Annotated in this window: 16 protein-coding genes; 9 read left to right on the forward strand and 7 right to left on the reverse strand. The window is 62.2% G+C overall.

Annotated elements, in window-relative coordinates:
- Positions 1–137 precede the first annotated feature (137 nt).
- The 3 genes from AAFM29_RS01720 (at position 138) to AAFM29_RS01730 (ending at position 7801) form a co-directional block, all read left to right on the forward strand.
- On the forward strand, positions 138–707 hold the full coding sequence (locus tag AAFM29_RS01720; protein WP_341711092.1) for a hypothetical protein: 570 nt from the start codon (positions 138–140) through the stop codon (positions 705–707).
- Positions 708–942: 235 nt separating this feature from the next.
- Positions 943–4116: a TonB-dependent receptor domain-containing protein gene (locus AAFM29_RS01725; RefSeq protein WP_341711093.1), complete on the forward strand. Its 3174-nt coding sequence runs from the start codon at positions 943–945 to the stop codon at positions 4114–4116.
- Positions 4117–4594: 478 nt separating this feature from the next.
- Entirely contained in the window at positions 4595–7801 is a 3207-nt protein-coding gene (locus AAFM29_RS01730; protein WP_341711094.1) for a TonB-dependent receptor domain-containing protein, read from the forward strand.
- A 94-nt stretch (positions 7802–7895) separates the two neighbouring features.
- Here AAFM29_RS01730 and clpB read toward each other — a convergent pair whose 3' ends face one another.
- Positions 7896–10472 (reverse strand): ATP-dependent chaperone ClpB, encoded by a 2577-nt coding sequence (clpB, locus tag AAFM29_RS01735; RefSeq protein WP_341711095.1) that lies wholly within the window; start codon positions 10470–10472, stop codon positions 7896–7898.
- 190 nt (positions 10473–10662) lie between these two features.
- Between clpB and AAFM29_RS01740 the strand changes: the two genes are divergently transcribed.
- Positions 10663–11838 (forward strand): acyl-CoA dehydrogenase family protein, encoded by a 1176-nt coding sequence (locus AAFM29_RS01740; RefSeq protein ID WP_341711096.1) that lies wholly within the window; start codon positions 10663–10665, stop codon positions 11836–11838.
- Here the strand turns inward: AAFM29_RS01740 and AAFM29_RS01745 are convergent.
- On the reverse strand, positions 11818–13266 hold the full coding sequence (locus tag AAFM29_RS01745; RefSeq protein ID WP_341711097.1) for an ATP-binding protein: 1449 nt from the start codon (positions 13264–13266) through the stop codon (positions 11818–11820). The genes AAFM29_RS01740 and AAFM29_RS01745 overlap by 21 nt on opposite strands.
- Before the next feature lie 127 nt (positions 13267–13393).
- On the opposite strand from AAFM29_RS01745, the gene AAFM29_RS01750 reads away from it, so the two are divergent.
- The 5 genes from AAFM29_RS01750 to AAFM29_RS01770 all read left to right on the forward strand — a co-directional run bounded on the left by AAFM29_RS01750 (position 13394) and on the right by AAFM29_RS01770 (position 20486).
- Positions 13394–15565: an acylase gene (locus AAFM29_RS01750; protein WP_341711098.1), complete on the forward strand. Its 2172-nt coding sequence runs from the start codon at positions 13394–13396 to the stop codon at positions 15563–15565.
- An 11-nt stretch (positions 15566–15576) separates the two neighbouring features.
- A complete protein-coding gene (locus AAFM29_RS01755; RefSeq protein WP_341711099.1) occupies positions 15577–18447 on the forward strand; it encodes a pitrilysin family protein in 2871 nt (956 codons plus the stop codon).
- Between the two features lie 39 nt (positions 18448–18486).
- The gene (locus AAFM29_RS01760) at positions 18487–18792 is read left to right on the forward strand and encodes a hypothetical protein (RefSeq protein WP_341711100.1); all 306 of its coding nucleotides are present in this window, start codon (positions 18487–18489) and stop codon (positions 18790–18792) included.
- A 195-nt stretch (positions 18793–18987) separates the two neighbouring features.
- Positions 18988–19776, forward strand: coding sequence for a hypothetical protein (locus AAFM29_RS01765; protein ID WP_341711101.1), 789 nt, complete (start codon positions 18988–18990; stop codon positions 19774–19776).
- A gap of 17 nt (positions 19777–19793) precedes the next feature.
- Entirely contained in the window at positions 19794–20486 is a 693-nt protein-coding gene (locus AAFM29_RS01770) for a hypothetical protein (protein WP_341711103.1), read from the forward strand.
- 6 nt (positions 20487–20492) lie between these two features.
- Here the strand turns inward: AAFM29_RS01770 and AAFM29_RS01775 are convergent, their stop codons facing one another.
- The 5 genes from AAFM29_RS01775 to gatC are packed head-to-tail and all read right to left on the reverse strand — an operon-like array spanning position 20493 to position 24648.
- The gene (locus AAFM29_RS01775; protein ID WP_341711104.1) at positions 20493–20954 is read right to left on the reverse strand and encodes a tRNA (cytidine(34)-2'-O)-methyltransferase; all 462 of its coding nucleotides are present in this window, start codon (positions 20952–20954) and stop codon (positions 20493–20495) included.
- A 7-nt stretch (positions 20955–20961) separates the two neighbouring features.
- Entirely contained in the window at positions 20962–21372 is a 411-nt protein-coding gene (locus AAFM29_RS01780; protein WP_341711106.1) for a GFA family protein, read from the reverse strand.
- Positions 21372–22874: an Asp-tRNA(Asn)/Glu-tRNA(Gln) amidotransferase subunit GatB gene (gatB, locus tag AAFM29_RS01785; RefSeq protein WP_341711107.1), complete on the reverse strand. Its 1503-nt coding sequence runs from the start codon at positions 22872–22874 to the stop codon at positions 21372–21374. The genes AAFM29_RS01780 and gatB overlap by 1 nt, the downstream gene beginning before the upstream one ends.
- Positions 22865–24346: an Asp-tRNA(Asn)/Glu-tRNA(Gln) amidotransferase subunit GatA gene (gene gatA, locus AAFM29_RS01790; RefSeq protein ID WP_341711108.1), complete on the reverse strand. Its 1482-nt coding sequence runs from the start codon at positions 24344–24346 to the stop codon at positions 22865–22867. The genes gatB and gatA overlap by 10 nt, the downstream gene beginning before the upstream one ends.
- Positions 24346–24648, reverse strand: a complete 303-nt coding sequence (gene gatC, locus AAFM29_RS01795) for an Asp-tRNA(Asn)/Glu-tRNA(Gln) amidotransferase subunit GatC (RefSeq protein ID WP_173212093.1) — start codon at positions 24646–24648, stop codon at positions 24346–24348. The genes gatA and gatC overlap by 1 nt, the downstream gene beginning before the upstream one ends.
- Positions 24649–24681: the final 33 nt, after the last annotated feature.

A 24681-nucleotide genomic window follows, 5' to 3' on the forward strand; every position in this document is an offset into this window, starting at 1 on the left:
TCCAATCCAATATCTAGTTTTATTCCAAACACTAAGCATATCCCATAGCGATCAGGAATGCCATCGAAAATCAGTATTATCTTCGTACTGGATTTCGCTGGATAAGCAGATATCGTTACATCGAAGGCAAAAAAGCCATGCAGGAGAAAATCGTGAGTTTCAGAGGTTACGCGGGCCGAGCCGCTCTAACGGCTGCCGTCATCATGGCCGCCTCTCTCGGTGTACCTGCTTCTGCGCAAGACGAGCAGGCTGAAAACTCCTATCTCGCTGCGCTGAAGGCCTGTCAGCAAGAGCAGGACTCGGCCGCCAGGCTCGCATGTTTCGATGCCGCCGCTGCCACAATCGTCGGAGCTAGCGAAACGGGCGACCTGCGCCTTGTGGACCGCGAGGAGGTTCGCAAGACGCGCCGGAAGTTCTTCGGCCTATCCCTTCCCGATTTCGGCATCTTTGGTAAGCGTGACAAGGATGGCGAGGATCAGGACGAGATCAAGGAGCTCGAAACCAAGATCGTATCCGTCTCCGGCTCCTACGCAAACGGTTACCTTATTCGCACCACCGAAGGTGCGGTATGGCGAATTGATGATGTTCCAAAGCGATTGCTGGAACCCAAGACCGGGGACACTGTGCTTATCAAGAACGCCGCGCTTTCCTCATATTTTCTGCGAATTAACGGCCAGGCCGGCGTCAGGGGAACTCGAATTCGATAGGCTCTCCGTCGCGGCGGAATGCCGAAGATTCCACAATACAGCAAAAGATTGGAATAATTTTGCCGCCGGACGAAAGTTCGGCGGCAAACCTGTTGCAAATCGGTGACCTACCCGACCCGAAGTTCGCTATTTTGTCGTTTTCTGCCCCGCTTCCCTTGCCACAGGATGAACGGGTTGCTTTTATGTCTCTCATCATGCCGGTTGGGTCCGGCTTGAACTGTGGGGACTGAAATTCATGAAAAAGACGACTTCCACCTTTGGTGGACGGGCCGCGCTCTTTAGTAGTGCAGGCTTGGCTGCCATTTCGCTGACGATTGCGACACCTGCTTTCGCGCAAGATCAGGATGCCGCGGATGAAGCCGCTGCCGACGAATCGATCACTGAAGATACGGCAGAGAGCTTCGACGGCGCGATCCTGGTCACCGGTACGCGCATTGCGCGACCGACCCTTTCTTCTCCCGTCCCCGTGACCACGGTGTCGGCGGCTGAATTGACGGACAATGGCGATACTTCGCTGGGTGACGCGCTCAACGATCTGCCCTCGCTCCGTTCCACCTTCAGCCAGGGCAACTCGACCCGCTTCATCGGCACCGCCGGCCTCAACCTGCTCGACCTTCGTGGCCTGGGCACCAGCCGCACGCTGGTTCTGGTCAACGGCCGCCGCCACGTGACGGCTTCGCCGGGCGATTACCTGGTCGACGTCAACACCATCCCGGTCGACTTGCTCGAACGCGTCGACGTGGTGACCGGCGGTAATTCCGCAGTCTACGGTTCGGACGCAGTTGCCGGTGTCGTCAACTTCGTCCTGAAGCGCGACTATGAAGGTATCTCGCTCAAGGGTCAGGCCGGCGTCTCCTCGCGCGGCGATCGTGAGAACTACTTCCTTGCAGGCGTTTACGGCAAGAACTTCGCTGATGGCCGCGGCAATGTCGCGGTGGCAGTTGAATATGCCAAGTCGGAACCGCTGTATTTCCGCGAACGCGATGGCCTGACCGGCGCCTATAGCGGCCGCTGCCAGTACAACAACGTTGGCGACAGCCAGTCCGACGAAGGCCCGTTCGGCTCTGACGGCATCCCTGATCTTGAACCGGTCTGCGGCATCCGCAACGGTTCGATTTCGGACGGTGGCACGATCGGCGGCCTGGGCCAGGGCCAGTTCCTGCGCTTCGACAGCAATGGCAACGTCTTTGTCGACGTGCCCGATCAGTTCCTGCCCTTCAGCGGCAATGTGATCGGCGGCAACGGGTCGACCCTGCGCAACACTGGCCAGCTTGCCGCCGGCCTGGAACGCATATCGGTCAACCTGCTGGCGCACTTCGAACTGAGCGAAGCCTTCGTCCCGTTCGTCGAAGCCAAGTATGTCCATGTCGACGCACTTCAGGAAGGTCAGCCGAGCTTCTTCGTTGGCGGCCCGGACTCGTTCTTTGGCGGCCCGGCAATCCGCTGCGACAACGCGTTCCTGAATGCCCAGGCGCTCTCGACGCTCCAGAGCTATGGCCTGTGCGCGACCCCGACTGGCCGCATTCCGCTCAGCCGCTTCAACATCGACTTCGGCGGCCGCGGCGAAATCCACGATCGTGACACCTATCGTATCGTTGCCGGTGTCGAAGGCACCTTCAACGAAGACTGGCGCTACGAACTGTCGGTCAACTATGGCCGTCTCGAGACCAAGCTGGATTCACTGAACAACCTCCTGCTCTACACGCAGGATGGCAACAACCTTGCCGGGTTCAACCTTGCGGTTGACGCGGTCCGCGATGCCAATGGCAACCCGGTCTGCCGCATCAACGTCGATGCAGATCCGAACAACAATGACCCGGCCTGTGTGCCGATCAACGTTTTCGGCTTCGGTGCGCCTAGCCAGGCTGCCCTGGACTATGTGAACACAACGGGCCATCGTGAAGAAACGGCGGAAGAATTCGACATTCTTGCCACGGTTTCGGGCGATCTGTCGCAGCTGTTCGAACTTCCCGGCGGTCCGATCGCTTTCGCCCTGGGCGCGGAATACCGTTCGGAAAAGGCCTACAGCGCCTTTGACGAGCTAACCGCAAGCGGTGCCACCTTCCTCAACGCGATCCAGCCCTTCGATCCGCCGAAGCTGACCGTGAAGGAAGCTTTCGGCGAGATCAGCATTCCGCTGTTGGCGAACGTGCCGCTCGCGGAAGAACTGACCGTAAGCGCCGCCGGCCGTGTATCGGACTACAACAATGCAACTGGAACGGTGTATGCTTACAACGTCCAGGGCATTTACGCTCCGGTCCCGGACATTCGCTTCCGCGCTGCCTACGCAACCTCGGTTCGTGCACCCACGCAAAGCGATCTCTACTCGCCGCAGTCACAGAACTTCGCGTTCATCGCGGATCCCTGTGACCAGGCGACCGGTGCGATCAATACCGATCCGAACCGCGTAGCCAACTGCGCCGCGGCCGGCGTCCCAACCACAGCCAATGCCGCACTCGTGGCAGCCTGTGCGGGCACGTCCTTCGCAGTGGCACTTGGCGACCCTTACACCAACTGTACGGCCCGTACCTCGTCGACCGGCTTCCTTTCGGGCGGTAACCCCGCACTGGTCGAAGAACGCGGCAAGTCGCTGACCGTAGGTGTTGTGGTCGAACCGCGGTTCATTCCTGGTCTGAACTTCACCGTCGACTACTACCGGATCAAGGTGAACAGCCTGATTTCGACCCTGACGGCCCAGACCATCATCAACCAGTGCTACAGCGACGCCAACGGGCTCAACAATCCGTATTGCGCCAACGTCAACCGTGACCCGTCGACCGGACTGTTCGTCTATCCGGCGACGATTTCGGGTGGTGTGAACTTCGCTACGCAGAAGACCGAAGGCATCGACTTCGACCTTCAGTACAACCACACCTTCGACAATGGTCACAAGCTGCGCTTCCGCGGCATCGCGACCTACCTGATCACACTGGACAACTATCTGAACCCGGTGGATCCAGAAGTGCCGAACCGTCAGCGGAGTGAGCTGGGCGACCCGAAGTGGGCCGCTTCGACGAACTTCAACTACGACTTCGGCGCTGTCGACTTCACCTGGTCGATGCGTTACCTCGGTGTGCAGACCAAGTCGGCCTATGAGAACGCGTTCTCCTACACTGGGCGTTGTCCGGCTTCGGGTGTCACGGGTTCTTCCGGCGGCACCTGTACTCCTGGCGAACTCACCCGCCTGGACCCCGCAAACGCGGACCAGTACGAGGATCCGACCTTCCCGGTTAAGATCTACAACAACTTCCGGCTCAGCTTCGATGTTGAAGGTGGCTACAACTTCTACATCGGCGTCGACAACGCATTCGACGTACAGCCGCCCTTCGGGCAGTTGGGCACCGCCGGTGGCGATCCGTACGACACCTTCGGTCGCTACTTCTACGCAGGCTTCCGCCTCGAACTCTGATCGGTTTTTCTGATCAAATAAGAGGGCCCCGGGAAACCGGGGCCCTTTTTGTTGGGATCAGAAGTGTTGAGCGGGACTCCGGATCATCTCCCCGATCTCCAGTCCGTGCGCAGCATAGGTGCGTGGACGCCTGTACACACGATCCTGCCTTCAGAGGTTCACCGCACGCATATTATGAATCAAACCCTGTACCTTGGCTGCGTCCTCACTTGCATTGCCAGTTGCATCAAATGGATTCGCAATCGCGTCGAATCAGTAACTTATGAACGTTCACGGCGAGGGCAGTCACGATACTGGAGCCCTCAGCGGGGTCTTCGCACTACGAATCTGTTGCAATTCAGTAACCCTTGGGACTGGATAATCGCCAATCTAGCGCAACCGGCGCTCTACTCTCTTGCTACAGGAAGTAACCCTCGCTCATACTTCCTCGGCGAGCCGGTCAAGCCCGGATCGCACAATAATATTAGGGACGCATATTATGAAAATGAGACTTGCCGCCGTTGGTGGCCGGACCGCGCTATTTGCTAGCGCGGGAATTGCTGCGCTGTGCATTGCAACTTCAGCATACGCCCAAGAAGCCGAAACCGATGATGGTCCGACGACGAGCGCAGACGCTGCCCCCCAACCTTCGTCTGAAAACTCGATCATTGTCACAGGCTCACGAATTCGTCGACCTGAGCTGACCTCTGTTTCCCCGGTACTCAGCTTTTCGAGCGACAATATCTATAAGCAAGGTGAGAATAATGTCGGCGAGATCTTGAATGATCTGCCGGCCTTCCGCCAAACATTCTCACAGTCAAACCCCGGTCTTGGCATTGGAATTGCCGGGCTAAACTTGCTTGACCTCCGCGGACTTGGTGTTGAGCGTACGCTCGTTGTTGTGAATGGTCGCCGCCATGTTGCGGCAGACGTGCTGAACACGGCGTCAGCTGTCGATATTAATTCAATTCCGTCCGCTTTGATTGACCGGATCGATGTCGTAACCGGCGGCAGCTCAGCCGTTTACGGCTCGGATGCAATTGCAGGTGTCGTAAACTTTGTTCTTAAGAAGGATTACGAAGGGGTCGATGCCCGGGCGAACTTCGGGATCCCTGAATTCGGCGACGGCGCAAACTATGGTTTCTCCGTTGTTGCCGGTAAGAATTTTGCTGACGGTCGAGGCAATGTCACCATCGCGGCAGAGTACAGCAAGCAAGAGCGAATCTATGCCTCAGACATTCCGGAAGCGAGGCTGAACAATGGATTCTACCGGGTCGATGTCGATCCATCTGGTTCATCGTCAAATGGCATCCCAGATTCGGTCTTTGCTCGCGATATCCGAAGCGCGACGATTAGCCGCCGAGGATTGGTGGCATTCCCCCAGTCCGCGCCGCGCGCCGAATGTGGTGGTGCCGCCATCAACGGCACCCCTTTCAACTGCAGTTACATCTTTGAACCAGACGGAACTCTTGTACCTCAAACCTTCGTCGGCCGCAGGGGTACTTCGCAGTTCAGCGCTTTCCTGGGCGGCAACGGCCAGACTGGTCGCGAAGGTGTACAGAGCTCTATTCTGCCTGAACTTGAGCGATATTCGTTCAACATCCTTGCCTCCTTCGAGGTTTCGGATGCGTTCAAGCCGTTCATCGAAGCGAAGTATGTACGTGCAGACAGTATCGGATCAGCGGCAGGTCCGGCATTTGTGCAAGGCCGCTTTACCGGCGCGTTTAGCGGTGACCCGCGTGTCCGGGTGCGCTTGGACAACCCGTTCCTGAGTGCACAAGCGCGTCAAATCATCGAAACGGAATTGCTTGCATCCGGAAGGGTGAACGACCTGCTTGCTGGCGGCCCGATCAATCCCGCCGCGGTAGCAGACGGTTCGCAGCGGTTCACGGTCAATCGTAGCTTCGAAGACCTTGGCGCTCGCGACGCCGACATCAAGCGTGAGACCTGGCGCGCCGTTATTGGTGCACGCGGCGACATCTCATCGAACCTCAACTACGAAGTGTCCTTCAACTACGGTCGCTCGGAACAGACTGACACGGTCTTAGGGAACGTGTTCACTCAGCGCCTGTTGCTTGCACTTGATGCCGGCATCGACCCCACTGATGGCCAGATAAAGTGCCGATCACAGTTCGATCCGACAGCTGCATTTGGACAGCCAGGAATCGATCCGACGACACTAGCGGGGGACATCGCTGCATGTGTGCCCTACAACCCATTTGGACTTCCGGACAACAGCGCTGCACGGGCTTATATCACCGCTGACGCAGGGACCTTCGGCCGTTTGGAACAGTACAACGCCGTGGCGTTCATTTCGGGCGATACCCGAGGGTTGTTCGAGCTTCCCGGCGGGCCCATTGGGTTTGCCCTGGGTGGCGAATACCGCCGGGACGAGGCTTTCTTCCAGGCCGATGATGCGATCGAGAGGAACCTCACTTTCACGAATCCGCTTCCGTTGTTCGATCCGGAACCTTCCGAGGTTTACGAAGCCTTCGGGGAAGTAAACCTGCCGATTCTCACGGACCGGCCGTTCTTCCACGAGCTATCACTATCTGCTGCGGGCCGGATTTCCGATTACAGCGGTGCAGTGGGGACGGTTTACGCTTACAATGTCGGGGGCCGTTGGTCGCCAGTGCCGGATGTTGCGTTCCGCGCCCAGTATGCTCGTGCAGTTCGAGCACCAAACTACACCGAAACTTCGGGTGAACCTTCGCAGACTTTCTTCAACTCGTTCCGTGATCCTTGCGGTTCGAACCAAATTGACCAAGGTTCTGCGAACCGCCGGCGGAACTGTGAAGCTGATCTTGGTGCGATCTTGAACGATCCTGCGTATCAGCAGTTTGCAAACGCGGCCGTTTCGGTCGAGGGCCGCAACGGTGCCAACCCGAACCTGTTTGAAGAAAAATCGGATTCTTGGACGGTCGGTGCCGTCTTCCAACCAAGCTTCATCCCCGGACTTGCGGTCACGGCCGACTACTATAACATTGAAGTCAAGAACGTGATTACAGCGGTAGGTGGTCAGACGATCGTCAATGTCTGTTACGACCTTCCGGACTTAAACAACCAGTTCTGCGGCAACTTCCAGCGGAACCGCGATCCGTCCGGGCCCAATCAGGAGGTTCCTGGACAGATCGTTCAGGGGTCACTGCTGCAGTCACCGCTAAACTTTGCAAGCCGCAAGCGTGAAGGCATCGATTTTGATGTGTCGTATCGTCGTGCGATTGGTGATGATACTTTCATCAATGCTCGCCTGATCTACACTCATGTCTTCACCTCGAGCAATTTCCAGGATCCGACCAATCCGGAATTTGAAGATCGAATACTGTCAGAACTGGGCGATCCAAAGGATGCGTTCAATTTTGATCTTGATCTGACCTTCGGCCCATTCACGGTTGGGTATGGTGCCCGCTACATCGGGCCGCAGTTGACGAGCGCGTACGAGGATCAGTTCCCGCTCAATGGGAACCCACCTCAAAACCCTGACGTGGACGACCGGTTGGTCTATCCGGAAGTCTTGTACCATGACATCCGCGTGGCATGGCAGTTCGAGAACTCGAAGGGCGAAGACACCTTTGAGTTCTCACTAGGCGTCGACAACTTCCTGGATAAGCGGCCTCCGCTAGGTGTGCTTGGCACCGGTGGTGGAAGCGCGATCTTCGATCCGATTGGTCGCCGCTTCTTTGCTGGTGCACGTGCCAAGTTCTAAGTAGCTTGCCGCAAACTCGAAGGGCCCCGGGAAACCGGGGCCCTTTTTGTTGGGGGGTCCTGAACGATAGGCGGACCGCAGGCCCGCCGGGCGGTCAGCCCACCTTCATTGCCAATGCGCCATCGCCTTCATCGATGTGCACGGTCGAGCCGTCGGGCACCTCGCCGCGCAGGATCTTGTCTGCCAGCGGGTCCTGCAAGTAGCGCTGCACCGCCCGCTTGAGCGGCCGCGCGCCGTAGACCGGGTCGTAACCCACACGGCCGAGCCACTTCTTCGCGCCATCGGTAAGGTCGAGCACGATCTTGCGATCCTTGAGCAGCTTCTGCACGCGATTGACCTGGATATCGACGATCGGCGCCATGTGTTCCTGGCCGAGGCGGTGGAACAGGATGATCTCGTCGAGCCGGTTGAGGAACTCGGGGCGGAAGTGCCCGCGTACCACATCCATCACCTGCGTCTCGACGCTCTCGACGTCCTGCCCATCCTCGAGATTGGCGAGGTACTGGCTGCCGAGGTTCGACGTCAGGATGATCAGCGTATTGGTGAAATCGACCACGCGCCCCTGCCCGTCGGTCAGTCGACCGTCGTCGAGCACCTGCAGAAGTACATTAAACACATCCGTGTGGGCTTTCTCGACCTCGTCGAACAGCACGACCTGGTAGGGGCGGCGACGGACGGCTTCGGTTAGGACCCCGCCCTCTTCATATCCAACATAGCCCGGAGGCGCGCCGATCAGGCGGGCGACCGCGTGCTTCTCCATGAACTCGCTCATGTCGATGCGGACCATCGCCTGGTCATCATCGAACAGGAAGCCGGCCAGCGCCTTGGTCAGCTCGGTCTTGCCGACGCCGGTGGGGCCGAGGAAGAGGAACGAACCGAGCGGCCGATTGGGGTCCTGCAGGCCAGCACGCGCGCGGCGCACGGCCTTGGACACGGCATCGATCGCCTGCGCCTGGCCAATCACCCGCTTGCCGAGGATTTCCTCCATCTGCAGCAGCTTCTCGCGCTCGCCCTCGAGCATCTTGTCGACCGGGATACCGGTCCAGCGGCTGACGACGCCGGCGATATCATCCTCGGTCACTTCCTCGCGCAGCAGCGCATTCTCGGTCTGGCCAGCGGCTTCGTTGAGCTTCTTCTCAAGCTCGGGAATCTTGCCGTATTGCAGCTCGCCCGCCTTGGCGAGATCGCCGGTGCGCTGCGCCTGCTCGAGCTCCAGCCGCGCCTGGTCGAGCTCTTCCTTGATCCGCGCCTCGGCGTGGATCTTGTCGCGCTCGTTCTGCCAGCGGGTGGTCAGCTCGCTCGACTGCTGCTCGAGATCGGCAAGCTCCTTGCGCAGGGTCTCGAGACGGTCCTTGGACGCGTCATCGCTCTCCTTCTGCAGCGCCTGTTCCTCGATCTTGAGCTGGATGATCCGGCGGTCGAGCTTCTCGATCTCCTCGGGCTTGCTCTCCACTTCCATGCGGATGCGCGAAGCGGCCTCGTCCATCAGGTCGATCGCCTTGTCGGGCAGGAAACGGTTCTGGATATAGCGGTTGGACAGCTGCGCCGCCGCGACGATTGCGCCATCGGTGATGCGCACGCCGTGGTGCAGTTCATACTTGTCCTTGATCCCGCGCAGGATGCTGATCGTATCCTCGACGCTGGGCTCGCCGATGAAGACGGCCTGGAAACGCCGCTGCAGCGCGGGGTCCTTCTCGACATACTTCTGGTATTCGTCGAGCGTGGTCGCGCCGATGCAGTGCAATTCGCCGCGCGACAGCGCCGGCTTGAGCAGGTTCGAGGCATCCATGCTGCCTTCGCTGGCGCCCGCACCAATCAGCGTGTGCATCTCGTCGATGAACAGGATGATCTGGCCTTCGGCGCCCTTTACCTCGTCGAGCACGGCCTTGAGCCGTTCCTCGAATTCGCCGCGATACTTCGCGCCCGCAATCAGCGAACCCATGTCGAGCGCCATCAGCGTGCGGCCCTTGAGGCTGTCGGCCACGTCCCCATTGGCGATGCGCAGCGCCAGGCCTTCGGCGATCGCGGTCTTGCCGGTGCCGGGTTCGCCGATCAGCGCGGGGTTGTTCTTGGTGCGGCGGGCAAGGATCTGCACCGTGCGACGGATTTCCTCGTCACGACCGATGACGGGATCGAGCTTGCCGTCGCGCGCGGCCTGGGTCAGGTCGCGGGCATATTTCTTCATCGCGTCATAGGCGTTTTCGGCGCCTGCACTGTCGGCGGTACGCCCGCCGGTTGCTTCCTGGATCGCCGCCTCCAGCGCCTTGGCATCGACATTGGCGGATTGCAGCGCCTTGCCGGCATCGCCGCCCGAAAGCGCGAGCGCCTGCAACAGGCGCTGGACCGGGACGAAGCTGTCGCCCGCCTTCTGCGCGAGCTGTTCAGCCTGGTCGAGCACGCGCACGGCATCATTATCGAGGCCGGGGGTCTGCTGCGCGCCACCACCCGAAACCGCGGGTATCTTGCCCAGCGCCATGTCGACATCATTGACCGCAATCCCGGCATTGCCGCCCGCACGCTGGATCAGCTGCGCAGCCATGCCCTCGCCGTCTTCCAACAGCGCCTTGAGGATGTGGACTGGCGAAATCCGCTGGTGATTCATGCGGATCGCAACGGTCTGCGCGCTCTGGAGGAAGCCCTTGGCGCGATCGGTGAACTTTTCGAGATTCATGCAAACACCCCAAACCTGAATTACCGCCCGGATATGGTGTGGCGATAATGCAACACAAGCCCTCCCCGCCAAATTTTGCGAGGTGTGTTAGTCGAATATAGGGGTAGCCCAGATTTTGGCCAGACGGAGGTGAAAATTTTCCGACTTGCTTGGAGATTGACTGTCCCGCCGTGTCGCACAAGGATGCGGCATGACCGCATTCGACGACTGGCGCGCCCGCTCTCCCTTCTATGACGAAAGCCACGAGGCGCTGTCCGCCAGCGTCCGCCGTTTCGTCGAGCGCGAAATTGCGCCCTACGTGGATCAGTGGGAGGCGGAAGGCGAATTGCCGCGCGAGTTGCATCGCAAGGCGGCCGAAGCGGGCATCCTGGGCCTGCGCTATCCCGAACAATATGGCGGGCACGAGGAAGGCTTCGACATCTTCCACTCGCTGGTGGTGACCGAGGAACTCGCGGCCTGCGGCGCCGGCGGTGTCGGCGCCTCGCTGATGACCCATGGCATCGGCCTACCTCCGGTCCTTGCGCTCGGCTCCGACGAATTGAAGCAACGCGTGGCCCCGCCGGTACTCGCGGGCGAGAAGATCATCGCGCTTGGCATCACCGAGGCAGGTGGCGGTTCGGACGTCGCCAACCTCAAGACCACCGCGCGGCGCGAAGGCGACCATTACGTCGTCAACGGCGGCAAGATGTTCATTACCAGCGGCATGCGCGCCGACTGGCTGACCTGCGCGGTGCGCACCGGCGGCCCCGGGGCGGGCGGCATCTCGCTGCTGCTGATCGACATGGCGAGCGAAGGCGTCGAACGCACCCGGCTCGACAAGATGGGCTGGCGCTGCTCGGACACCGCGGCGATCCATTTTTCCGACCTGCGCGTCCCCGCCGAAAACCTGATCGGGCCCGAAAACGGCGGCTTCATCGGGATCATGCGCAATTTCAACGGCGAGCGGCTGGGCATGGCCATGGGCTGCTGCGCCTATGCGCGTGTAGCGATGGCCGAGGCGGCGGAATGGGCGCAACAGCGCGAAACCTTCGGCAAGCCGCTGGTCGGCCACCAGTCGATCCGCATCAAGCTGGCCGATATGGAGCGCCAGATCGAAGCAACGCAGGCCTGGGTGGACCTATGCGCCTGGCAGGTACGCGAGGGGCGCGATCGCCCGGCCGATTTCGCCATGCTCAAGGTGCAGGCGACACGCATGCTCGAAGCCGTCGCGCGCGAGGCCGCACAGGTACTCGGCGGGGCGAGCTACATCACCGGCAGCAAGGTCGAGCGGATCTATCGCGAGGTGCGCGTCAATGCGATCGGCGGCGGGAGCGAGGAGATCATGCTCGACCTCGCCGGACGGCAGCTATTCGGCGGGAGTCGCTGAGACTTCGAGCCCCGGCACCATCACCGAGCGGCCACCGCCGAAATCCTCGCGCAAGACGATCAGGCCCTGGCGCTCGAGATGGTCGAGCAGGCGACGGATGCGCCCTGGCGAACTGGTGCCATAGGCCCGTCCCAGCTCATCTTCGTCCACGTCGGCCTCGCCGCCGCTCGCAGTCTTGGCCAGCACCAGGAAGGGTGCGAGCAGGTCGTCTTCCACCCCGCGCGCGAGCTGCATGATCCGCTCGCGCAGGTCCGCATCGAGCAGGTCGAGACCCGCCCCTGCCATGGCGAAGCGACGGCGGAAGGTTCCCATGTCGGGCATCGGCCCGATGATCCGTTCACGCCGGCAGCGTGAGAGGAAGGTCTGATACTGCGCGCTGGCCGACTGGAAGGCGATGCCTTCCTCCGCAGCCAGCGTGGCGATGATCGTGTCGATCTGCTGCGCCACGGCCGAGGTGTCGACGGGCGCGCGCGGCGCCTCGACCTGGCGTTCCTCGGCATGGGCGATCGAATCCTCGACATCTTCCCAGCGCGGCGGGGGTGGCGCAGGCGGCGGCGCCTTGGCGACTTCGCTCGCAAGGTCGCGGGTGAGCAGCGCTTCCATGTCGGCCGGTGCGGTTTCCGGCATCGCCATGAGTCCTTCGGCGCGTGCCTTGAGGCCCGACTGCACCGGCCCGATCTTCACCGCGACAGGCAACCGCGTGATTGCCGGTCCCAGCGCGAGGAAATGCCCGCGCTCGAGCTCGCGGATGCGTTCCGCCTGCCGCCGCTCCATGCCGAGCAGGTCGGCCGCGCGGACCATGTCGATATCGAGGAAGGTGCGCCCCATCAGGAAGTTCGAGGCTTCGGCCGCGACGTTCTTCGCCAGCTTCGCCAGTCGCTGCGTCGCGACGATCCCCGCCAGCCCGCGCTTGCGCCCGCGGCACATCAGATTGGTCATGGCGGAGAGCGTCATGCGCCGCGTGTCTTCCGCGATTTCGCCCGCTACCGCGGGCGCGAACATCTGCGCTTCGTCGACCACCACCAGCGCCGGAAACCAGTGTTCGCGCGGGGCATCGAACAGCGCAGTCAGGAACTGCGCGGCGCAGCGGATCTGCTGTTCGACCTCAAGCCCCTCAAGCGCCAGTACAACGCTCGCCCGATGTTCGCGGATACGGCGCGCCAGCGCCTCGATCTCGGCAGGCGAATAGGCCGCGCCGTCGATCACGATATGCCCGAAGGGTTCGGCCAGGGTGACGAAGTCGCCCTCTGGATCGATCACCACCTGCTGGACCATCCGCGCGCTCTCTTCAAGCAGGCGGCGCAGCAGGTGCGACTTGCCGCTGCCCGAATTGCCCTGGACGAGCAGACGGGTCGCGAGGAGCTCCTCGATATCGAACTCGACCGGCTTGCCGGACGCGTCGTTGCCGATGGTGATGCGGGCTGTCACGTATGTGGAGCTAGCGGGCCGAATCCCATTAACGAAATAGGCGGCGAGCGGTTTTACCCAACCGAAAGAGCCGCTTCCCGCCCCGCGCGAATCCCGCTAGGCCAGTTGCAAGAGAGGACTTGCCTGCATGCGTAAATGGTTAGGGCGCATTGGATTTGCGCTGGTTGTTGTATTGATCGTTGGTTTCGTGACCCTGGCAAGCTGGGAGCCCTTCTGGGCCAAGCGCGACACTATCCGGCTCTCGGATCAGGCCTACACTGCAGAGATCGTTCGCGACGAATTCGGCGTTCCGCACATCTATGGCAAGACCGATGCCGATGTCGCCTATGGCGTGGCGGTGGCGCATGCCCAGGACGATTTCGAAACGCTGCAGGATGTCATCGCCATGGCGCGCGGGCGCTATGGTGCCCTTGCCGGCGAGGATGGCGCCGCGGTCGACTATGTCTACCACCTGCTCGATGCGCGCGGCACGGCTGAACGGCATTACCCCAGCCTCCCCGCCGATACGCGGGCGCTGTTCGAAGCCTATGCCACCGGCCTGAACGACTATGCCAGGGACCATCCGGGCGAAGTACGCCTCGGCAATCTGTTCCCCGTCGACGGGACCGATATCGCCACCGGCTTCGCGCTGCGCCAGCCGTTCTTCTTCGGCCTCAACAACGTCATCGAGCCGCTGGTCGCAGGCACCGACCTCTTGCCCGAATTCGGCCCGCCGACACCCAAAGGTCAGCAGGCCCGCGCTTTCCCGCTGCCCTGGGCCGAAGACGGCGCCCTGTCGGGGTCGAACGCCTTTGCCATCGCCCCGCAAAAGTCGGGCGACGGAACGACCCGGCTGGTGTCGAACAGCCACCAGCCCTGGCGCGGCGGCGTCGCCTGGTACGAATTGGTCGTCGAAAGCGAGGAAGGCTGGCACTATGCCGGCGCCAACTTCCCCGGCAGCCCCTTTCCCTTCCTTGGTCATAACGAGGACCTGGGCTGGACCAATACCGTGAACCGTCCGGATATGACCGACGTCTACCAGCTGGTGATGGACGAAAGCGGCACGAAATACCGCCTGGGCGACAAGTGGTTGCCGCTTGAGGAAAGCAGCATAACCCTGCCGGTGAAACTGGGCCCGCTGGTGCTGCCGATCCCGCGCACGGTCTATCGTAGCGTGCACGGCCCGGTAATCCGCAACGACAAGGGCACCTTTGCGATCCGCTATGGCGGGATCGACAACATCGGCCAGCTCGACGCCTATTACCGGCTCAACAAGGCCAAGAGCCTCGATGAATGGCAGGCGATCCTGGCGCGGATGGACATCCCTTCGACCAATTTCATCTACGGCGATGCCAAGGGCAATATCGCCTATGTCTACAATGCCGCGATCCCCGATCGGCCCAAGGGATACGACTGGCGCGGCATCTTGCCGGGCGATGATGCCAAGGCGATCTGGAAGGGTCCCGTCGCCTATGAGGCGCTGCCCCGCTACATCAACCCGGCCAGCGGATGGCTCTACAATTCCAACAACACACCATTCACCGCGGCGGGCCCGGGCAGCGACCTGTCACCGGCCAGCGTGGCGCCCGAGATGGGGGTCGAACTCAAGCAGACCAATCGTTCGCACCGCGCGTGGAAGCTGATGAGCGAAGCTGCGGTGATCGACCTGCCGACCCTGAAGCGGATCAAGTACGATACAGGCTACACCCGCGAAGGTTATGTCGCCGATCTCTGGACGGAACTGGAGAAGCTACAGCTCGATCCCGCAAGCGAGCTGGGCAAGGCACGCCAACTGCTGATCGACTGGGATTTCGACGCCGATAGCAAGGGACCGGGTGATGCCTTGGCCCTGCTGATGATCAAGGATTTCATGTCGGCCGAATATCAGAACAAGCCGCTCCCCAATGTCCGGGAAAAGCTCGCCTGGGCTGTCGACCATCTGAAAGCACATTTCGGGCGCATCGACCCACCAGCCGGCGAGTTGCTGCGCCTGCGCCTGGGCAATGTCGACCTTCCGCTCGACGGGGGATCGGACACGCTGCGTGCCTCCACCACCTGGGACATCGCGGATGACGGTCGCCTGGCGGTCAAGCACGGCGACAGTTTCATCCAGTTCGTCGAATGGGCTCCGGGCAAACGGGTCAGTTCGCAGTCGATCCAACCCTTCGGTGCAGCCACCACACGGCCTGATTCCCCGCATTACACCGATCAGGCTGGGCTGTTCGTCCAGCACGGCTTGAAGCCGGTCCATTTCTGGCGCGAAGATGTGCTCGCCAACGCGACATCCCGCACCACCGTCACACACCGACCCAATCGTTAACAGGAGCCTCGATGCGCCCTCATCTTCTCAGCAGCCTCGCCGCGATCGCGCTTGTCGCCGGATCTGCCGCCTACGCTGAAACCTCGCAGCAGCCCGCACCCGAGGCCGAGGCTTCGACCCTCGCCGAGCTGGTCGAAAAGGTCGACATTCCCTATGAGAGTTTCACGCTCGACAACGGCCTGACCGTGCTGGTCCATACCGACCGCAAGGCGCCGATCGTGGGCGTCACCACCTATTACCGGGTCGGATCCAAGAACGAACCGCGCGGCCGCACCGGCTTCGCCCACCTGTTCGAACACCTCATGTTCGGCGGCAGCGAAAACGTCGAGAATTTCGACATACCGCTCGAGGCCGCAGGGTCGACCAGCACCAATGGGTCGACCAATTTCGATCGCACCAATTACGTCGAGACGGTTCCCACCGGCGCGCTCGACCTGGCGCTGATGATGGAAAGCGACCGCATGGGCTATCTGCTTGGCGCGATCAGCCAGGATAAGCTCGATAAGCAGCGCGGTGTCGTTCAGAACGAGAAGCGCCAGGGCGACAACCAGCCCTATGGCCTGACCTTCTATACGCTGCTCGAGGGCCTCTTCCCGGTCGGCCACCCCTATCGCCATTCGACGATCGGTTCGATGGCCGATCTCGACGCAGCGAGCCTGGGTGATGTGCGCAAGTGGTTCATGGACAATTACGGGCCAAACAATGTCGTGCTGTCGCTGACCGGCGATATCGACGCGGCAACCGCACGTCCGATGGTCGAAAAATGGTTCGGGGCGATCCCGCGCGGGCCCGAAGTGACCCCGGTGCAGGCAGCACCGGTGACGCTGGCGGCCGAAAAGACCCGCGAACTGATCGACCAGGTGCCGCAGACGCGCATCTATCGCGCCTGGACCGGCCCCAGCCTCAATCACGCCGACGCAGTGCCGCTGAGCATCGGGATGAGCGTGCTGGGCGGGCTTGCCAGCTCCCGGCTCGACAATGTGCTGGTGCGCGATGAGCAGCTGGCCACAGGCGTTAGCGCATTCAACTGGCAGTCCGAGCAGGTTTCGGTGCTGGTCGCCCAGATGGACATCAAACCCGGGGTCGATCGCGCAGCGGCCGAGAAGCGCCTCGACGAAGTGATCGCCGAAATGCTCGCCAAGGGTCCGACCGCGGACGAACTGACGCGCGCTGCCACCAGCCTGGTGTCGAATGAGATCGACGGCCTGGAACGCGTCGGCGGCTTCGGCGGCAAGGGTGCGACGCTGGCCGAAGGCCTGCTCTATTCGCAGGATCCCGCCTTCTACAAGTCCACGCTCGAGCAAGTCGCCGCGCTGAAACCCGCGCAGGTAACCGAGGCGCTGGGTCGCTGGATGACGCGCCCTGCCTACCGCCTGGCCATCGTACCCGGCGAACGTGTCGAAAGCGGCGCGACCATGGGCGGTTGGGGCGATGAAGGCAGCGTTGCCGCGCCACCACCCGATGCCAAGGCACCGATCGAGGTCACCCGCACCGGTCCGCCGCGCGAATTGCCAACGCCGCAGCCGGTCGGCCCGCTGACCTTCCCGACGGTCGAACGCGCCGAGCTCGAAAACGGGATCGAAGTCACACTGGCCCGCCGCACGGCGATCCCCAAGGTGGCCATCTCGGTCGAATTCGACGCCGGTTATGCCGCCGATGGCGCGGCCAATGCCGGTACCCAATCGCTGATGATGGATTTGCTCGAAGAGGGCACTACCAGTCGCAGCGCGGTCCAGATCGCCGAAGAGCAGGAGCGCCTGGGCGCAGAGATCGGCACGGGCAGCTCGCTCGATACCAGCTCGGTGTCGATGAACGCGCTCACCTCCAACCTGGCGCCATCGCTGGCACTGATGGCCGACATCGTGCGCAACCCGGCCTTCGCCGATACCGAGGTACAGCGCGTGCGTGACCAGCGGCTCGCCGAAATTGCCCAGCAGCTATCATCGCCCGGTGGCCTGGCCGGTCGCACGCTGCGCCCGATCGTGTTCGGCGAGAACCACCCCTATGGCTCGGTCGGATCGCTCGGCCTGGTACCGGTGGTCGAAGCGATCGGCCCGGCCAAACTGCGTGCCGAGCACCAGGCATGGATCCGGCCGGAGAATGCGAAGATCTTCGTCGTCGGCGACGTGACCATGGACGAGCTCAAGCCCCAGCTTGAGCGCGCCTTTGGCGACTGGCAGGGCACCGGCGAGGCGGCACCTGCCAAGGTCCTGGACGGCGCGATTCCCGCAGCCCAGACCCGGCTGGTGGTGATCGACCGGCCCAATTCGCCGCAGTCGGTGATCTACGCCGGACGCGTGCTGCCGATCACCGGCCCCACGCCCGATCTGGAATCGCTCGACCTGGCCAATGAAGTGCTCGGCAACGGTTTCCTCAGCCGCATCAACATGGTGATCCGCGAGGAAAAGGGCTGGAGCTACGGTGCGCGCAGCGGGGTCGATGACCCGGCCGGCCCGCGCCTGTTCACGATCAGCACCGCAGTCCAGTCGGACCGCACTGCGGATTCGGTCCAGCTGATCCTCGATATCGCGCGCGATTTCGCCAATAGTACGCAGGGGGTCGATGAGACCGAGTTCAATCGCGTGACCGACGGCAATATCCGCGGCCTGCCCAATCGCTTCGAAACCAATTTCCAGGTGCTCGGTGCGATCGAGGAGAATGATCGCCTTGGCCGGCCCGACGATTACTACACCACCCTGCCCGATCGCTATCGCGCGATTACCAAGGATGCGATCGATGCCGCCGCCCGGCAGTATCTCGGGCCCGACAATCTGACGATCGTCGTGGTCGGGGATCGCAAGCTGATCGACGAACAGCTGGGCAAGCTCGAGCTGCCCGTCACCTATCTCGCTGTTGACACGAGTGTCAGCAACGCGGATTAAGCGTCACCAAACCAACCTCAAGCGAAGAGAGGAAATGCCATGTCCGTAGCCGGTACCTATGAGACCACCGTCAAGAGCCCGATGGGCGACCAGAAGGGCACGCTGACCGTCAATCCCAGCGACGACGGCACCAGCTTCACCGGCTCGATGGCCGGCGGCATGGGCGCGATGGATATCCCGGACGGTTCGGTCGATGGCAACACCATCAGCTGGAAGATGAACATGACGGTGCCGATGCCGATGACGCTGACCTGCACTGCCACCATCGACGGCGACAACCTGACCGGCAAGGTCAATGCCGGCGCCTTCGGCGACATGCCACTGACGGGCACGCGCAAGGCCTGATTTGGCCAAGTAATGGTACGTCGAAAGGGCGCCGGGACTTTATCCCGGCGCCCTTTTGCTTGGTCGCGCGAAACTCGTGACAGGCACCGGACTTGTCAAACGGCGGGGTCTGTGGCCAATTCACAGTAACGAATCAGTGGTCGTATCCGGGTCTCGACAGAGACCGTCACGTCAGTCCTTCGGGGGAGTGTGAGGATGGCCACGTTACTTTCAAGACTCATTGGCACCGCTGGGGTCGCGGCACTTGTTGCCACACCCGTCCTGGCCGAGAAGGCCAATCAGCTCATCGATATCAACGGCTCCTATGGCCGGGATGCGGAATATGCTCTGCAGTCGCGCGGCTTCAGCCATGTCTCCACCAACAAGAAGTCGTCTGGCTACGTCTACAGCTATTGGTGGAACGAACGTGACGACAATTGCGTGCAGGTCGAAGTCTACAACGGTCGTGTTCAAACCATCAACGATGCCAGTGACCAGGATTGCGGCCATCACAAGGGCGGCAACGCAGCTGCGGCGGTCGGGGTCGTGGCCGGGGCGGCACTGCTTGGCGCCTTGCTGAGCCACAAGGGCAGCCACCACGACGACGGCCAGCATTCATCCGACCAGCAGGCCGAGGCGCAGTATGAGCGCGGTTATACCGACGGCCTGCACAATGCCGCCTATCACAACTACGATCGCTCCGATGCCTACTCGAACGGCTATTCCGCGGGCGTCGACCAGCGCAACGCCAACCTCTCGCACCATTCGGGGCGCGGCGGCTATGCACAGCATGTAGCGATCAACGATCTTGAGGGTGCGCGCGCGGCGGGCGGCATGGATGAACTCGAACGGCGCGGCTTCAGCCAGGTCGATAACTTCACTTCGGGCAATACGCGCTATTCGATCCAGTGGCGCTCTGCCTCGCAGCAATGCGTGCAGGTGACGATCGCCGATGGTCATTTCTATGACCTGCGCGATATCGGCCAGCACCCCAACTGCCGTTGATCGGGGAAGTAGTGGCCATGCAGCGATCGATCATCATGGCGGGCGTCGCAGCGCTCGCGCTCTCCGCCTGCGGCGGAAGCCAGGCATCCGACGAATCCCAGGCGGATACGGCATCGGCCGAGGAGGTAACGGCCATTCCGGAAGCCCTCGCCCCCTTCGGTGACGGCTATCCCAACCCGGGCGATGTGTGCCGACGGCTGGGTGAGAGCGAAGCCACGTCCAACTTCCTCGATGACAGTGCCACCCTTGTGGGCTGCCCTTCGGAAGCTGCCGCCGAAGCGCTTGGCGGAACAGTCGTCGGGAATATCGACGGCGTCCGCCTGGTCAGTATCCCGATGGGCGATGCCAATGGCGGGATGGTCCTCCCGGTCGACGCGCCGAGCGAAGACGCCCTTGTCGCGGGCACCGACTACAACGCCACCGCCCAGGTCCGGTGCGGCTTCAGGAACGCCAAGCCGACACGGACCTGCGATGCGGGGGTGAAGCGCAGGTGGGGTGAAGACGGCACCACGCTGGTCGAAGTGCAGAAGCCCGATGGCTTCAAGCGCGCGATCTTCTTCAAGGGAACCGAACCCTATGGAGCGGACAGCGCACAGTCGGACGGTTCGGCCGGGTGGAACTTTACTGCCCTTCGCAACGGCGATGAGGTCACCATCCGTTTCGGACCGGAGACCTATGTGATCGTCGATGCTTTCGTCGAAGGCGGTTAGCGCAACCTATCGTGGCAGGTGCGCCCGCACCGCCTGATAAGCCGCCGCGGCGACCGTATTGGCGAGATTGAGCGAACGGACCTTGTCCGATCGCATCGGCAGGCTCACCATCTGCTCGCGATGTGCCTCGACGATCGCAGGCGGGATACCCTTGGTTTCGCGCCCGAAGACGAGATAGGCATCTACGGGATAGTCGGGCTCATAGAACGTTCTGGGGGCATATTCCTCGAACAGGAACAGCTGGTCGGCCCGCGGAGCCCGATCTGCGATGAAGGCCTCCCAGCTGGCGAACTCGACCAGCCGGATGTGCGGCCAGTAATCGAGACCCGACCGTTTCACCCGCTTGTCCGAAATTTCGAAGCCCAGCGGATGGATCAGCACCAGCTCCATATCGAGCGCGACGCAGGTGCGCCCCACCGCACCCGTATTGCCGGGTATTTCAGGCTGGACGAGGACGATGGATGTCACGGCCAGCTCAGCCGTCGGAGCCGAGGATGCTACTCTGTCGAACGTAGCCGAACTCACCCTCTCCGGACCAGGCCTTGCCATCGGGAAAGCGGAGTTCAATTCCCGCCAGTTCTGCTTCGTCGGCCAAACCCATGTTGGCGCCCAACATGATGTCCCCGAATTTGACCACCGCTGCCTCGGTCAATCGGAAATGGGTGGTCGAGCCGCAACTTGGGCAAAAGTGCACCTCTACGGCCGGTTCGTCCTTGTCGTTGCGACGATAGCTGGAGCTACTCCCGGCAACCGTCACCTCAGCAGGTTCGAAATAGCCCCAGCGCGCCCCGGACTTGCGGCAAAGGTCACAGTTGCACGCATGGATGAATTCCGGCCTCCTGCTAGTCGTGACCCGCACGCCCCCACAGAAGCACTCGAGGGTCATCAGCCGAGCTTATCCTTGAGGATCTGGTTGACCACCGCCGGATTGCCCTTGCCCTGCAGCGCCTTCATCGTCTGGCCGACGAAGAAGCCGAACAGCTTGTCCTTGCCGCTGCGGTATTCCTCGACCTTGTCGGCGTTGGCGGCGAGGACTTGGTCGATCACGCCTTCGATCGCGCCGGTGTCGCTGAGCTGCTTGAGCCCTTCGGTCTCGGCAATCTCTTCCGGGGTACGGCCGGTCTTGAGGACGATCTCGAAGATCTCCTTGGCCTGCCCGCCGCTGATTTCGCCCTTGGCCTGCATGTCGAGGATCGCAGCCTGCGCCTCTGCAGTGGCGAAGGCCGGATTGGCCTCGTCACCCAACGCATTGATCACGCCAGGCGCAACCGACAGCGCCCAGTTGGCGACCTGCGTGGCGACATCGCGCTCTGGCTTGCCGATGCCCTTGGCGGTGGCGGCAAGCAGCGTTTCGAAGCGCGCGAAGGTTTCAACCTCGGCGGTCAGTTCGCGGGCATTATACTCGCTTAGCCCCAGCTCCCCGACATAGCGCGCGCGCTTGGCATCGGGCAGTTCGGGCAGCGAGGCACGGCATTCCTCGAGGAAGGCATCGTCGAGCTCGAGCGGCAACAGGTCGGGATCGGGGAAGTAGCGGTAATCGTGTGCGTCTTCCTTCGAACGCATCGTCCGCGTGGTGCCCGTGCCCGGATCGAACAGGCGGGTTTCCTGGTCGACCGTCCCGCCATTCTCGATCACATCGACCTGGCGACTCGCCTCATACTCGATGACCTGCATGACGAAGCGTACCGAGTTGACGTTCTTCGTCTCGGTCCGCGTGCCGAATTCCTCGCCCGGGCGACGCACCGAAACGTTGACGTCGGCGCGCATCGAGCCTTCTTCCATATTTCCATCGCACGAGCCGACATAGCGCAGGATCGAACGCAGCTTGCGGACATAGGCCCCGGCCTCCGCCGGCGAACGCATGTCGGGCCTCGACACGATTTCCATCAGCGCCACACCGCTGCGGTTGAGGTCGACATAGGACATGGTCGGATGCTGGTCATGCATCAGCTTGCCCGCGTCCTGTTCCACATGGATGCGTTCAATGCCGATCACCTTGTCTTCGGCGATCCCGGCCTTCTCGTCGGCGTCGATGGTCAGGCTGCCCTCACCCACCAGCGGGTGGTAGAGCTGGCTGATCTGGTAGCCCTGCGGCAGATCGGCGTAGAAGTAGTTCTTGCGATCGAAACGCGACCATTTGTTGATCTGCGCCTCGATCGCCATGCCGGTGCGCACCGCCTGGCGGATGCATTCGCGGTTGGGCACGGGCAGCATGCCCGGCATCGCCGCATCGACGAGACTGACCTGCGTGTTCGGCTCCGCGCCAAAGGCGGTGGCTGCCCCGCTGAACAGCTTGGACTTGGAAACGACCTGCGCATGGACTTCGAGGCCGATCACGACCTCCCATTCACCCGTTGCGCCCTGGATGCGGTAAGTGCTCACCACCATTTCTCCGGCTGAGCGTTGAAGTTGGCGCGCTGCTGGATCGCCAGACCCGCATTCAGCACGCCCTGTTCGTCGAAGGGCCTGCCGACAATCTGCAGGCCGAGCGGCAGGCCGTCCTCGTTGAGCATGGCGGGCACGCTCATCGCGGGCAGGCCGGCGAGGCTCGCGGGCACGGAAAAGACGTCGTTGAGGTACATCGCCAACGGATCGTCGGTCTTCTCGCCCAGCGGGAAGCTGGCGGTCGGCGTGGTCGGGGCGAGGATCACGTCGCACTGCGTGAAAGCCTCGGCATAATCGCGGCTAACCAGCGCACGAACCTTCTGCGCCTGCGTGTAATAGGCATCGTAGAAGCCCGCGCTGAGCACATAGGTGCCCATCAGGATGCGGCGCTTGACCTCGTCACCGAAACCGGCGGCGCGGGTGGCGGCATACATGTCCTGCAGCCCGGCCCCATCGGGCAGGTCGCGCAGGCCGTAACGCACACCGTCATAGCGCGCGAGGTTGCTCGATGCCTCGGCGGGCGCGACGATGTAATAGGCAGGCAGCGCATATTTGGTGTGCGGCAGCGAGATATCGACCACCTCGGCCCCCGCGTCACGCAGCCATTCCATGCCGCGATCCCAGCTGGCCAGCACTTCGGCGTCGGTCCCATCCATGCGGTATTCGCGCGGGATGCCGATCTTCTTGCCGCGCAAGTCGGCCGACAAATCGGCTTCCCAGTTGGGCACCAGCATGTCGAGGCTGGTCGCATCCTTCGGATCGAAACCGGCCATGGCTTCGAGCATGATCGCGCAATCTTCGACGCTGCGTGCCATCGGCCCGGCCTGGTCGAGGCTGGATGCGAAGGCGACGACGCCCCAGCGGCTGCAGCGGCCATAGGTCGGCTTGATCCCGCATATGCCGGTGAAGGCGGCGGGCTGGCGGATCGAGCCGCCGGTGTCGGTGCCGGTTGCAGCCGGCGCGATGCGTGCGGCGACTGCGGCAGAGGAACCGCCCGATGAACCACCCGGGCTCATTGCCGCATTGGTGCCCGCCTTCTTCCACGGCGAGGAGACATTGCCGAAATGGCTGGTCTCGTTCGAGCTGCCCATGGCGAACTGATCGAGATTGAGCTTGCCCAGCATGCCCGCGCCCGCATCCCACAGGTTCTGCGAAACGGTACTCTCATACTCGGGCTTGAAGCCCTCGAGGATATGGCTCGCGGCGGTGGTCTGGACGCCGCGGGTGGCGAAGAGGTCCTTCATGCCGATCGGCACACCGCCCATCTTGCCCAGGTCCTCACCCTTGGCGCGCTTCGCATCGACCGCATCGGCGGCGGCGAGCGCATGATCGGGGGTGGTGACGATGAAGGCGTTGAGCGCGGCGGCTTCGGCCACGGCAGCATTGAAGGCTTCGGCCACTTCGCGCGCGGTGAAGGTTCCGCCGGCCACACCGTCACGGATGGATTTTACGCCAAGTTCGGTCAGGCTGGTCATTATTCGATCACCTTGGGCACGCCGAAAAAGCCATGTTCGGCCGCCGGTGCATTGGCCAGAACGTCGTCGCGGCGACCGCCGCCGGTCTTGGGATCGGCATCGACCACGTCATCGCGCAGGCGCAAGTGGTTGGGGATGACCGCGGTCATCGGTTCGACCCCGGACACGTCGACCTCGCCGAGCTGTTCCACCCAGGCGAGGATGCCGTTCAATTCGGGCACCATGCGTTCGAGTTCCGCGTCGCCCATCTTGATCCGGGCGAGCGAGGCGATCTTCGCCACTTCTTCACGTGTTACGGACATGCGCGCGCCCTAGCCGCGCCGGGGCTGCGCTTC

This window comes from Erythrobacter sp., assembly GCF_038133525.1.
Classification (GTDB): Bacteria; Pseudomonadota; Alphaproteobacteria; order Sphingomonadales; family Sphingomonadaceae; genus Qipengyuania.